Below are 12,162 nucleotides of genomic sequence, written 5' to 3'. Positions count from 1 at the left end.
GCGCCCCCCCCCCCCCCCCGCCCCCCCCCCCCCCCCATGGACGGGGAGCGGGGCGACCGGGACCGGTCAGCGGAAGGCTCGCAGCCGGAGGCTGTTGGTGACGACGAAGACCGAGGAGAAGGCCATCGCGGCCCCCGCGATCATCGGGTTGAGCAGCCCGGCGGCGGCCAGCGGCAGGGCGGCGACGTTGTAGCCGAAGGCCCAGAAGAGGTTGCCCTTGATCGTGGCCAGGGTGCGGCGGGAGAGCCGGATGGCGTCGGCCGCGACCCGCAGGTCGCCCCGGACCAGGGTCAGGTCGCCGGCCTCGATGGCGGCGTCGGTGCCGGTGCCCATCGCCAGGCCGAGGTCGGCGGTGGCGAGGGCGGCCGCGTCGTTGACGCCGTCGCCGACCATGGCCACGGAGTGCCCCTCGGCCTGGAGGCGCCTGACGACGTCGACCTTGTCCCGGGGCATGACCTCGGCGATCACCCGGCCCCCGGAGGCGTCGATTCCGACCTCACGGGCGACGGCCTCGGCCACCGCCCGGTTGTCGCCGGTGAGCAGCACCGGGGTGAGCCCGAGGGCGCGCAGCCGGGTGACGGCCTCGGCGCTGGTGGGCTTGACGGCGTCCGCCACCGCCAGCAGCCCCCGTACCCTCCCGTCCCAGGCGACGGCGACCGCGGTACGGCCCTCCGCCTCCGCGGCGGCCCGTGCCCCGGCCAGCTCCGGGGGGAGCTCCAGGCCGCTCTCCGCCAGTAGCCGCTCCCGGCCCACGGCCACCTCGCGGCCCTCGACGGTGCCCCGGACGCCGAGCCCGGCGGCGTTCTCGAAGTGTTCCGGAGCGGGCAGGGAGCCGACCCGCTCGGCGGCCCCGGCCGCGATCGCCCGGGCGATGGGGTGCTCGGAGGCGTGCTCCAGGGCGCCGGCCAGGCGCAGCACCTCGTCCTCGTCCTCGCCCCCGGCGGCGACGACGTCCCGCAGCTCCATCACGCCGGTGGTGACGGTGCCGGTCTTGTCCAGGACGACGGTGTCCACGCGGCGGGTGGTCTCCAGGACCTCGGGGCCCTTGATGAGGATGCCGAGCTGGGCGCCGCGTCCGGTGCCGACCATCAGGGCGGTGGGGGTGGCCAGGCCCAGGGCACAGGGGCAGGCGATGATCAGGACGGCGACGGCCGCGGTGAAGGCGGCGGCCGGCCCTCCGCCGGTGCCGAGCCAGAAGGCCAGGGTGCCCAGTGAGATCAGCAGCACCACCGGTACGAAGACGGCCGAGATGCGGTCGGCCAGCCGCTGCACCTCGGCCTTGCCGTTCTGCGCGTCCTCGACCAGAGCGGCCATCCGGGCGAGCTGGGTGTCGGAGCCGACGCGGGTGGCCCGCACGACCAGCCGACCGGAGGTGTTGACGGTCGCGCCGGTGACCGCGTCGCCCGGCACGACGTCCACCGGCACCGACTCGCCGGTCAGCATCGAGGCGTCCACGGCCGAGACCCCCTCGACCACGGTGCCGTCTGTGGCGATCTTCTCGCCGGGGCGGACCAGGAAGCGGTCCCCGGTGGCCAGGCCGGCGACGGGGATCTGCTCCTCGCGCCCGTCCCGCAGGACGGTGACCTCCTTGGCACCCAGCTCCAGCAGGGCGCGCAGCGCGGCGCCCGCGCTGCGCCTGGAACGCGCCTCCAGATAGCGGCCGAGCAGGATGAACGCCGTCACCCCGGCCGCGACCTCCAGGTACAGGGCGGAGGAGGCGTCGGCGCGGGAGACGGTCAGCTCGAAGCCGTGCCGCATCCCGGGCATCCCGGCGTCGCCGAGGAACAGCGCCCACAGCGACCAGCCCAGGGCCGCGGTCGTGCCCAGCGAGACCAGGGTGTCCATGGTGGCCGCGCCGTGCCGGGCGTTCGTCCACGCCGCGCGGTGGAAGGGCAGCGCGCCCCACACCACGACCGGCGCGGCCAGGGTCAGGGAGAGCCACTGCCAGTTGTCGAACTGGAGGGCCGGGATCATCGACAGCAGCACGACCGGCGCCGACAGCGCCAGGGAGACCAGGAAGCGCTGCCGCAGCGAGGACAGCTCGCCCTCGCCCTCGCTCTCCGCGGCTCCCGCCCCGGCCGCGGTCCCGGCCCCGGTCCCGTCCTCCGGTCGCGCGGGGGCGGGCGGAGGGGGCGGCTGGGCGGTGTAGCCGGTCTTCTCGACGGTGGCGATCAGGTCGCCGACGCCCACACCGGGGGCGTGGCTGACGCGCGCCTTCCCGGTGGCGAAGTTGACCGTGGCGGTCACGCCGTCCATCCGGTTGAGCTTCTTCTCGACGCGAGCGGCGCAGGAGGCGCAGGTCATGCCGCCGATGACGAGTTCGACCTCGTCGGCGGGCGTCTGCGTACCGGATGCCGTGGTGGTGGTCATGCTGTCTCCCGGGCGAGGGCCGGACCGCGCCGGCGGCGCGGGCGCGCGGCGGTACGGTCCGGCGGGGGTGGGGTGGCTGCGGGCGGTCAGGCCCGGCCGGCGAGCTCGTAGCCCGCCTCGTCGACGGCGGCGCGTACGGCCTCGTCGTCCGGCTCGCCGGTGGTGGTGACGGTCACCAGGCCGGTCGAGGCGACGGCCTTCACCTCGGTGACGCCGTCGATCGCGGAGACCTCGCTGTTGACCGCGCCCTCGCAGTGGCCGCAGGTCATGCCGGTGACCTTGTAGGTGGTGGTGACGGTGCTCATTGCCTCTACTCCCTCGGAATTGGCGCACGGAGGCGTCCGGGTGACCGGACGGGTGTTCCGACACTCCCGACTCTATACCCCTAGGGGGTATTAGCCAAATAGGGTTCGGCCCGGCCCCGGGTACGCCCCGGAGACCGGGGGACGACCGCTCGGTACGCCGGTGGGGTGCGGCGGACCATCACCGAGGGGCGGGGAGGGCGGGGCGGGCGGGAACCGGTGCCCGCACACGGCCGGGCCGGTGACCGGGACCGCGCCCCGAGGGGAGCGCTCACGCGGTACTCGTCACGGTGTTCCGGGTCGCGCTGCGCACAGTGGTGCCGCTGTCCCCGGCGGGCACCGGACCGGGCCGCCGGCGCTCCGGCAGGGCATCACGCGGGCCCGAGGACGCGTCCGCGCTGAACCGCCGTCACCATCGCCTTACCGATCGCCGCCCACAGCGGCACGGACGCGCCGGGGAGCCGGCGGCCGTCCCGCGCGGCTGGGACGGCTGGGACGGCTGGGACGGCGGAAAAGAGGCCGCGCCCGCCGGTGGGCGGGCGCGGCCGGGAGGACGGGGGCCGGAGGCGGGGTGGGCCGGGGGTGCCGTCAGCCCTCGCGGTCGATCCGGCCGCCCGCTTCCTCGGCGACCTTGCCCTGCGGCCACTCGTAGACGTCCGGGATGCCGTCGTGGTCCTCGTCCCGGTTCTCCTCCTCCCACAGCCGCTTGTAGCGGGCGTCGCGGAACTTGAGGAAGACGGCGGCGGCCACCGCGGCGGCCAGCGAGCCGATCAGCACGGCCGCCTTGACGTACTCGCCGGTCTCGGCGCTGTCGGCGAAGGCCAGCTCGCCCACCAGCAGCGAGACGGTGAAGCCGATGCCGGAGAGCAGCGCGACGCCCACCACGTCCGCCCACTCCAGGTCCTTGCTGAGCTGGGCGCGGGTGAAGCGGGCGGCCAGATAGGTGCCGCCGAAGACGCCGAGGAGCTTGCCCGCGAACAGGCCGAGCATCACGCCCAGCGCCTCGGGCCGGCCGAACGTCTCGCCCAGCGCGTCGCCGGAGACGCCGACGCCCGCCGCGAAGAGCGCGAACACCGGCACCGCGAAGCCCGCCGACAGCGGTCGCACCAGGTGCTCGATCCGCTCGGCCGGCGACTCCTTCTCGGTGGGCCAGCCCTCGCTGCCCTTGGCCGGGACCACCCGCAGCAGCATGCCCATCGCCACACCGGCGATGGTGGCGTGCACCCCGCTGGCGTGCATCAGCGCCCAGATGACGATGCCCAGCGGCACGTACACGTACCAGCCGCGCACCCGCAGCCTCTGGTGGAGGAACCAGAACACCGCCAGCCCGGCCAGCGCGCCGCCCAGGGCGGGCAGGTTCAGCGCGGAGGTGTAGAAGACGGCGATGACGAGGATCGCGCCGAGGTCGTCGACGATGGCGAGGGTGAGGAGGAAGGCCCGGATGCCCGACGGCAGGTTGGTGCCGATCACGGCGAGCACACCGAGGGCGAAGGCGATGTCGGTGGCCATGGGGATGGCCCAGCCGTCCATCTGACCGCCGCCCGCCGCGTTGACCGCGACGTAGAAGAGTGCGGGCACCACCATGCCGCACACGGCGGCGACCACCGGGAGCGCGGCCGCGGCCGGGCGCCGCAACTCACCCAGGAGCAGTTCGCGCTTCAGCTCGATTCCGGCGACGAAGAAGAAGATCGTCAGCAGGCCGTCCGACGCCCAGTGCCCCACGGACAGGTCGAGATGGAGGGAGGAGATGCCGAAGTGGAAGTCGCGGACCGACTCGTACAGGCTCCCCCAGGGAGAGTTCGCCCACACCAGCGCCACCACCGCGGCGGCCAGCAGCAGCATTCCGCCGACGGTCTCGGTGCGCAGCGCCTCCAGCAGGAACCGGCGTTCCTGGAACGACGGCAGCCCGAAGAGGGAGGTGCGCTCTTTGGGGGCGTTGGACATGGAGTGACCTCCCGGGGTCGGTTTCGGGGTACGTGGACAACGTCGCCGACCAGACTTCCCGGCACACCTTTTGTGATCTTGATTGTCATACCACCGTACCCACAACCTGCTGTTTCCGCGCAAGAGCGGATCAGTGCGCGGATGCGCGGGTACCGTCGGGTAATGCCCGGAGGCTTCCGGTCCATGTCGGCGAATGCCCCCGGCCGCCCCGGTTTCGCCGGTGACGCTGATCACATCTGACCACGGCGCACTCGGCCGCGGCGCCGTCGCATACGGCCGGAAAGCCTCTTCAGATCCGGCCACCGCTCGCTGTTTGCTGGCCCCGAGGGCAAGTGCTCCGCTGACTCGAAACCGAGGTTCCATGAGAAGAACCGGACGGCGCGCGCTGGCTGTCTCCGCGCTCGTCGTGAGTGCCATGACGATGCCCGCCGACCGCGCCATCGCCGCACCCTACGATCCCTACACGGGGACGAATCCGTACACCACGGGATGCTCGGCTGACGCGGTCACCATCGGCACACGCCAGATCCGTAGCGCACAGGCTGTCCACGGGACGATGGAGGTGCGCTACTCGCCGACCTGTCGGACCAATTGGGTGCGTGCCGTCATGACCGTCTCGAACAGCTCGAACACTGTTGTCAAGGGAATCCGACGGATGTCCGGTCAACCCGACGGGCAGGGAGGGTGGCTCGGATTCTACGAGAACTACGAGTACGACCCGGCCACAGGGAGTTCGTTCGGCATGCAGGTGTTCGCTCCGGGGAGCACCTGCATCACGGCGATGGCCATCGTGCGCGATCCGTCGGGGCAGCCGGTCGCGCACACCGGCACACACGCGAGCAACGCATGGGAGGGATTCTGCTGAGAGACCGTTTCGCCGGATGAGATCGCCGATGGGGAGGGATCCGGTCCGCGGCCTTCACGGAACGTACCCACCGTGACCTTTCCGGCGACGTGGTGACCGCGCCGCCGCGTTGTGCGCACTCCGGTCCGATCGCATGACCGCCACCGGTTTCCACGGTGAGCGGCTGTGGCGGGGCCGGGAGACAACGGCACGGCGGCGAGGACGCACAGGAGGGCATCGCTGCCCCGGGCCGGCCCGCCCCGTCCCGGCTCGCCCCGACCGGTCTCAGCCGTGAGAACGCCGGTGGGCTCCGTCACTCGGCCGAGGAGCCCGGTTAGTCTGTGCCGGTGGCCCGGCCGCAGTCCGGGGGCGAGCGGAAAGGGACGGGCACCGGTGAGACGCGGCGGGATCCCCGACTCCTTCCTCGGCGGCTACGCGGAACTGCTCGCCGAGATATCCCGGACCGGGCGGCTGCCGCGCCGCGCCGAACTGGACGCCTTCCGCGAGACGGGTGAGCGGGTCGCCGAGCGGGGCTACGGCCTGCGCGATCTGGTCGGCCTCTACCTCGTCGAGACGCGCCGGCTGTGGGGCACGCTGCCGGGCGTCGCCAGGTCGGCCACGGCCGCGGAGCGGGCCCGCACCGGCGACGCCCTGCTGGCCGCGGTGGAGGCCGCGGTGGCCGCGCTGGGGGAGGGGCACGAGCGGGCCCAGCGGCTGGCGGTACGGCAGGAGGAGGCCGAGCGCCGCGAGTTCGTGGACGACCTGCTCTACGGCCGCAGCGACCTGGGCCGGCTCGCCGAGCGCGCCGAGCGCTTCGGTCTGCGGCTGGCCCGCGCGCACGCGGTCGCGGTGGCCTCGGGTACCGAGAAGTACGACGACGTGCACCCCACCGTGCGCCGCATCGAGCGCGAGTTGGTGGGCCGCTTCGGTGAACGCGACGTACTGCTCGCCACCAAGGACGGGCGGCTGGTGTGCATCGCCGCCAGCGCCGACAAGTCCGTCCTGCGGGCCTTCGCCCGGCTCGCCGAGGATCCCGGCCCGGGATACCCCGCCGCCGTGCGGGTGGCGCTCGGCCGGTCCCACAGCGGCCCCAGCGGCGTGGTGCGCTCCTACGAGGAGGCGCTGGGGGCCCTGGACCTCGCCGACCGGCTCGGCCTGGAGGGAGTCCGGTTCAACGCGGCGGAGATGCTGGTCTTCCCGGTGCTGCTGCGCGACCGCGCGGCGATGGCCGATCTGGTGCGCACGGTGCTCGGGCCGCTGACCCAGGCCCGCGGCGGGGCCGCGCCGCTGCTGGAGACCCTGTCGGTGTGCTCGGCGGCGGGCTATGTGAACGCGGAGGCCGCCCGCCGGCTGGGCGTGAGCGTGCGGACCCTGTCGTACCGGCTGGCGCGCATCCGGGAGCTGACCGGCTACGACCCCGGCGACGGCCTCCAGCGCTACACCCTGGAGACCGCCGCGATGGGCGCCCGGCTGCTGGGCTGGCCGGAGAAGCCGCTGTAGCCGCCCGCGGCTCCCCGCGGCCCGGACCGCGGTCCTCCCCGTGCGCGCGGTCCGCCCCGCCGCGAGGACGCGGACGACGGATGCCGCACCGGTGGTTCCCTCCGGTTGCCGGACGTAAGCGCGACGTAAAGATTGCCGGATCCTGGCAATGTGCGACCCGCTGCCGGAGTGTCAGCATGAGGTCACGCCGCGACCGCTACGGGGGTGGAAAGATGAGCGAGTTCACGCATACGGCCATGAGCTTCCCCGCCGGTCTGTTCGGGTTCGGACTTGTGGTCGTGCTCGTCTACTGGTTGACGGTGCTGGTCGGGGCGGTCGGCGTCGATGCCCTCGACGGGGGTGAGAGCATCGGCGCCGACCACTCCGGCACCGGCCCCACGACCCTCCTCGCGGCGGCCGGGCTGGGCGGGGCGCCTGTCTCCGTCTCCCTGTCGCTCCTCATCGCGATTGCCTGGTTCTCATCACTGAGCGGTACGGTGCTGGCCGAGCGGGCCGGCGGTGGAACCCCCGCCCGCCTGCTGGTCCTGCCCGCCGCGCTGCTCGCCGCCTGGGTGCTGACGCGCCTGCTGGTCCGCCCGCTGGCCCGGCTGGCGCCGCGTGAGACGGGCACCGGCCACCGCGACCTCGTCGGCCGGGTGTGCACCGTCCGCACCGGGCACGTCAGCCACCGCTTCGGGCAGGCCGAGATCACCGCCGCGGACGGCTCGGCCCATCTGGTCCAGGTCCGCGCCCGGGGCGAGGACGCCGCGGGTCTGGCCGCCGGAAGCACCGCGCTGGTCTTCGACTACGACCCCGACGGCGGCTTCTTCCACGTCATGCCCTGCGACCCCGTACTGGGCCCCGGCCCGGACGCCGGCCGGCCGCCGCGCTGAGCGCCCCGGCGCCCCGCGCGCCCGTCCACCGGACCTCAAGCACACGACCTCACAAGGGACCCACCGCCATGGACGTCATCTCCACGGGCCTCGGCGTGCTCCGAGACCCGGCTGCGCCGGATCGCCGCCGACAAGGAGGCCGAGGCCGAGGTCCGGGAGCGGATGGCCGACGCCATCGCCAAGACCCGCCGCGCCGAGGCGGCCGCGCGGACGTGTGGAACCTGGGCGACGTCCTGTCCGGCCGGGAGGAGTTGTTCGCGTTCAGCCACGTCGAGAACTCCCTCACGGCCAACCCGGTGCCGGCGCCCCTGGCCTCGCGCGAGCGCGCCGACACCGAGCTGCGGGTGCGGGCCGCGGTGCTGGCGGTCAACGCCGCCTACATCGCCTCCGCCTCCGGCGACGAGGCGGCCCGCACCGAACCGCCGTTCCGTCTCCAGGGCTCCTACCGCGACACGGGGAAGCCGGCCGGGCGCCTGGCGCCGGTGATGACGGACGAGGAGGTCGAGGCGCTGATCGACGACCACTACACGGCCGAGGCGCGCACGCTGTCGGCGGACGCCGAGGCGAGCCTGCTCAGACTCGCCGAGCTGCGCGGCCGTATGACGCGGGAGCGGCGGTGGCGGGAGGTCAAGGCGGAGCTCCGGGCCCGCAACGCCGCAGTCGGCGCCGAGACCGCCCCGGCGGCGGGAGGTGCGGTGCTGTGAGGGACGGCGCGGCGAGGAGACGGCTCCGGCGCGGAGCCGCCCGTGCCCGGTGGGCCGGCGCGGAGTACGTCCACGACGAGGCGGACCGGGCCCGGGAGAAGGCGAGGGTCTCCGAGGGCCTGGGCCGTGCCGTGTACGGGCGCCGCAGGGCGCTGGGCATCTCGCAGACGGAACTGGCCTGCCGGGCGGGCATGAGCCAGCCGCAGGTCTCCAGACTGGAGCTGGGCGGGGGCATGCCGACCCTGGCGGTGCTGGCCCGGCTGGCGAGGGCCCTGGACGCCTCCTTCGCGCTCACCTTCGACGGCGGCGAACCGCGCCTGGTGTTCGAGCCGCTCGCGGAACCCGCTTCCGTCGAACCCGCCGCCCCGGCCGCCCGGATCGGCACGCAGCGGCATATGACGATCGCGGAGAGTGGCGCGAAGGCCGGGACAGGGACGGGGGGACGCTCCTAGAGTGCCGGTATGACCGACAACCGGGAGGCGCCGCGGGCCGCGCCCGTCCGGGGGCCGGAGCGGTGCGCCCCGTACGTCCTACGCGCAGGAGGCCGCCGCCGCGCCCCCGCCCGTCCCCGCGGTCTCCAGCGCCGCCCGCAGCGCGCGGATGCTTGTCAGCCGGCGCTCGGCGGCCGGTGGCACGATCCAGTGCAGGCCCGGCGGGCGGACGCTGGCGGCGTCGGGCACCACGACGTAGGAGCCGCGGCCCAGCACACGGGTACCGGGCAGCTCCCAGCGGTCGGCGGCCCTGGGCGGGATGAGGAAGTACATCCGCGACCGCTCCCAGCCCCCCTCCGGCGCTCCGTCCGGCCGGCCCGCCTCTCCGGGCAGGTCGGCTATGACCGGGCCGGGCGGCCGGTCGCCGTGGCGCAGCAGCGCGTCGAGCACCAGCAGTCCCGTGCCTCCCGGCATCCGTACCGCGTCCCACCAGGTGCCCGCGGGCACGGCGCGGTGCGTCCCGCCGTACGGCAGCCAACCCGGCCGGGCGGCGGGCGGTACGGACCGGAAGGAAGGGAACAGCGGGGACGCCGGGCGCGGATCGGGCCGGCCGGGGGAGCCGGCCAGCCGGATGCGGCCGCCTCCCGCGCGCTTGACGTCCCGCAGCGCCACGTCGGAGTCCAGCAGCAGGTCGGACAGCCCGCCGGGGGCGGGGTCGGCCGGATCCCAGACGGCGACGCCGAGCGAGACGGTCTGCCCGGTGATGGTCACGGTGGTGCCGCGGCTGACCGGGGCCGGCACGGACATCTCCCGCACGCCCCGCTGGACGAGCCGGGCCGCGGCCATCGCCTCCTCGGCGCCGGCGCCGGGCAGCAGGGCCAGGAACTCGTCGCCCGCGTGCCCCCCGTAGCGCCCGCAGACCGAGTCCCCGACGGTGTTCCCGACGCGGAGCAGCACATTCGCCGCGGCGCGCAGCACGGCGTCCCCCGCGAGATGGCCGTAGGTGTCGTTGACGGCCTTGAAGCGGTCGAGGTCGCCCAGCAGCAGCGCGAGCGGCCTGTGCCGCCGGCGGGCGGAGGCGAGGGCCTGGGAGGCCCTGATCTCCCAGGCCCTCCTCACCAGCAACCCGGTGAGGTCATCGGTCAGGGGGTGATGGCCGCCTCCCGGACAGCACGAGGGGGACGGTGTGTACTCCTCGGTCGTCCTCGGCGCAGTACTCATCGATCCCCTTCTCCCCCGGTCGTGCGGTCCGGCGCATGGGTGGTGGTGAACCTGCGGTTGAACTGTTCGCCCCTCAGCTCAACTGGTAGTTGAGCGAACGCGATGAGTGAGTTTAGGCTCCTGAATGACCGGGCTGTCAACTCCCGCCCGGTCGACAGGAGTTATGATGCGGTGACGGCTCCTGGTCGGTTCCGGTGTGGTGGAGGTGTATGCGGTGTCCGACACCCGCGGGGATCGGACGCTGGCGGAGAGACTCGACCGGCTCTTCGACATCGTCCGCCCGGACGGCCCCAAGGGCCGCCGGTACACCAACGACGAGGTCGCCACGGCCGTCAAGCGGGCGGATCCCGGTGTCCGGGTGGGCGGCGCCTACCTGTCGGCCCTGCGCAAGGGCACCAAGAAGAACCCCTCCACCGAACTCCTGACGGCCCTGGCCCGCTTCTTCGGCGTCCCCGCCTCGTACTTCCTGGACGAGCGGGCCGCGGCCCGCACCGACGCGGAGATCGAACTCGCCAAGGTGGCCCACAACATGGGCGTCAGGAAACTCGCCCTGCGCGCTCTGGAGCTGTCCCCCGAAGGGCTCGCCGCCGTGACGAGGATCGTCGAGCACGTCCTGGAGAGCGAGCCCGGCACCCGTGCCCGCCAGGCGGAGCCGCCCCCCGGCGCGGCTCCGCCTGGCGGCCGGCCCGCGGAGCACTGACCGCTCCCGCCGCGCCGTCGGCGTTCGACGGGCCCTCACATGTACGCGTTCGGGGCATGGTTGTCCGGATCGTCCCGGACTCCTAGGCTTCGCGTAGACCGCCGCCGTGTGAGGAGAGTGTCCCTTGACCCTGCTGATGGGCGCCGTGGCCTACGATCCGAAGACCGTCACCATCTGGACCGGTTTCCGCGCGTGGCTGCGCGCCCGGGACCTGCCCTTCGACTTCCTCCTCTACTCGCACTACGAGCGCCAGGTCGAGGACCTGCTCGCCGGGAGGCTGCACGCCGCCTGGAACTCGCCGCTGGCCTGGGTGCGCGCCGACCGCATGGCGCGGGCGGCGGGCCGGGAGATGCGCGCGCTGGTGATGCGCGACACCGACCAGGACCTCACCTCCGTCGTCGTCACCCGTCACGACTCGCCCGTCGCCGCCCTCGCCGACCTCAAGGGGCGCACGGTGGCCGTCGGGGCGGTCGACTCGCCCCAGGCGAACCTGCTGCCCCTGGAGACGCTGCGCCGGGCGGGGCTGCGCCCGGGCGGCGACTTCCGCGTCCGCCGCTTCGACGAGGGCGTCGGCCTCCACGGCGACCACGTCGGCGGCGAGCGGGAGGCGGTGCGCGCCCTGCTCGCGGGCGAGGCGGACGCCGCCTGCGTCCTGGACGCCAACCACCTGCTGTTCGGCCGGGAGGGGACGCTGCCGCCCGGAAGCACCCGGGTGCTGGCGCAGACGGAGCCGTACGACCACTGCAACATGACGGTCGCGGACGACGCCCCCGCCGGCCTGACCGAGCGGTTCGGTGAACTGCTGCTGTCCATGTCGTTCGCCGACCCCGAGGCACGCCCCCTGCTGGAGCTGGAAGGGCTCACCGCCTGGCGCCCCGGCCGCACCACGGGCTACGCGCTGCTGGAGGCCGCGGTGGACGAGACGGGCTTCTACAACCCGTCCGGAGGGGTCACCGCGGCGGAGTACGTGCCGTGACCGGCCCCGGTTCCGATTCCGGGTCCGGGTCGCGCACGCTCCGTCTCGGGGCGCTGGGCTTCGAGCGGGGCGCGCACCTGCTGGTGCGGCGCGCGCTGCTGGACCTGCGCCCGGGCGGGGAACTGGCGGTGGCCGGGGAGGACCCCGCGCTGCCGGTCCACCTGCGCGCCTGGTGCCGCGCGTACGGCCACGAACTGCGCGCCCCGGATCCGGACGGGGATCCGGGCGGGCAGGAGGCCGGCGGCGTCCGCGCCCGGATCGTCCGCGGCCGGGCGGACCTCGACCGCTGGTCCGGCGC

11 protein-coding genes and 1 pseudogene are annotated in these 12,162 nt (G+C 74.3%); 8 read left to right on the top strand and 4 right to left on the bottom strand.

The genetic code is table 11. From position 1 onward, the window contains the following. Window positions 1–66: 66 nt before the first annotated feature. From AC2CJA_RS17415 to nhaA, 3 genes are all read right to left on the bottom strand, one after another. A complete protein-coding gene (locus AC2CJA_RS17415) occupies window positions 67–2,370 on the bottom strand; it encodes a heavy metal translocating P-type ATPase (protein WP_484603614.1) in 2,304 nt (767 codons plus the stop codon). Window positions 2,371–2,456: 86 nt separating this feature from the next. After that, complete coding sequence (locus AC2CJA_RS17410; RefSeq protein WP_484603613.1) at window positions 2,457–2,675, bottom strand: heavy-metal-associated domain-containing protein; 219 nt, start codon at window positions 2,673–2,675, stop codon at window positions 2,457–2,459. 585 nt (window positions 2,676–3,260) lie between these two features. Then, entirely contained in the window at window positions 3,261–4,616 is a 1,356-nt protein-coding gene (gene nhaA, locus AC2CJA_RS17405; protein WP_484603612.1) for a Na+/H+ antiporter NhaA, read from the bottom strand. Window positions 4,617–4,977: 361 nt separating this feature from the next. Here nhaA and AC2CJA_RS17400 point away from each other — a divergent pair, with 361 nt between their 5' ends. The 5 genes and pseudogenes from AC2CJA_RS17400 to AC2CJA_RS17380 all read left to right on the top strand — a co-directional run bounded on the left by AC2CJA_RS17400 (window position 4,978) and on the right by AC2CJA_RS17380 (window position 8,988). Beyond that, window positions 4,978–5,481 (top strand): DUF2690 domain-containing protein, encoded by a 504-nt coding sequence (locus AC2CJA_RS17400; protein ID WP_484603611.1) that lies wholly within the window; start codon window positions 4,978–4,980, stop codon window positions 5,479–5,481. Between the two features lie 372 nt (window positions 5,482–5,853). Next, window positions 5,854–6,960 (top strand): PucR family transcriptional regulator, encoded by a 1,107-nt coding sequence (locus AC2CJA_RS17395; protein WP_484603610.1) that lies wholly within the window; start codon window positions 5,854–5,856, stop codon window positions 6,958–6,960. Between the two features lie 212 nt (window positions 6,961–7,172). Then, on the top strand, window positions 7,173–7,832 hold the full coding sequence (locus AC2CJA_RS17390) for a DUF1449 domain-containing protein (protein WP_484603609.1): 660 nt from the start codon (window positions 7,173–7,175) through the stop codon (window positions 7,830–7,832). 185 nt (window positions 7,833–8,017) lie between these two features. After that, window positions 8,018–8,536: pseudogene (locus AC2CJA_RS17385) on the top strand (DNA repair ATPase); the annotation flags it as partial. Further along, window positions 8,533–8,988, top strand: a complete 456-nt coding sequence (locus tag AC2CJA_RS17380) for a helix-turn-helix domain-containing protein (RefSeq protein ID WP_484603608.1) — start codon at window positions 8,533–8,535, stop codon at window positions 8,986–8,988. The pseudogene AC2CJA_RS17385 and the gene AC2CJA_RS17380, both read left to right, overlap by 4 nt. 78 nt (window positions 8,989–9,066) lie before the next feature. Here AC2CJA_RS17380 and AC2CJA_RS17375 read toward each other — a convergent pair whose 3' ends face one another. Continuing rightward, the gene (locus AC2CJA_RS17375; RefSeq protein WP_484603607.1) at window positions 9,067–10,188 is read right to left on the bottom strand and encodes a GGDEF domain-containing protein; all 1,122 of its coding nucleotides are present in this window, start codon (window positions 10,186–10,188) and stop codon (window positions 9,067–9,069) included. A gap of 214 nt (window positions 10,189–10,402) precedes the next feature. On the opposite strand from AC2CJA_RS17375, the gene AC2CJA_RS17370 reads away from it, so the two are divergent. The 3 genes from AC2CJA_RS17370 to AC2CJA_RS17360 form a co-directional block, all read left to right on the top strand. Further along, window positions 10,403–10,888: an XRE family transcriptional regulator gene (locus AC2CJA_RS17370; RefSeq protein ID WP_484603606.1), complete on the top strand. Its 486-nt coding sequence runs from the start codon at window positions 10,403–10,405 to the stop codon at window positions 10,886–10,888. Window positions 10,889–11,012: 124 nt separating this feature from the next. Beyond that, complete coding sequence (locus tag AC2CJA_RS17365) at window positions 11,013–11,864, top strand: phosphate/phosphite/phosphonate ABC transporter substrate-binding protein (protein ID WP_484603605.1); 852 nt, start codon at window positions 11,013–11,015, stop codon at window positions 11,862–11,864. Next, on the top strand, window positions 11,861–12,162 hold a 302-nt coding region (locus tag AC2CJA_RS17360; RefSeq protein WP_484603604.1), incomplete at its 3' end, for a sulfurtransferase TusA family protein. The genes AC2CJA_RS17365 and AC2CJA_RS17360, both read left to right, overlap by 4 nt.

The organism is Streptomyces sp. ATLC9 (assembly GCF_057196705.1).
This window is presented reverse-complemented; position numbering and strand designations above follow the sequence as displayed.

Bases quoted from the DNA above. Each gene is read 5' to 3' on its own strand.
- AC2CJA_RS17400 (WP_484603611.1), top strand. From the start codon at position 4,978: ATGAGAAGAACCGGACGGCGCGCGCTGGCTGTCTCCGCGCTCGTCGTG.
- AC2CJA_RS17410 (WP_484603613.1), bottom strand. From the start codon at position 2,675: ATGAGCACCGTCACCACCACCTACAAGGTCACCGGCATGACCTGCGGC.
- AC2CJA_RS17375 (WP_484603607.1), bottom strand. From the start codon at position 10,188: ATGAGTACTGCGCCGAGGACGACCGAGGAGTACACACCGTCCCCCTCG.
- AC2CJA_RS17390 (WP_484603609.1), top strand. From the start codon at position 7,173: ATGAGCGAGTTCACGCATACGGCCATGAGCTTCCCCGCCGGTCTGTTC.
- AC2CJA_RS17415 (WP_484603614.1), bottom strand. From the start codon at position 2,370: ATGACCACCACCACGGCATCCGGTACGCAGACGCCCGCCGACGAGGTC.
- nhaA (WP_484603612.1), bottom strand. From the start codon at position 4,616: ATGTCCAACGCCCCCAAAGAGCGCACCTCCCTCTTCGGGCTGCCGTCG.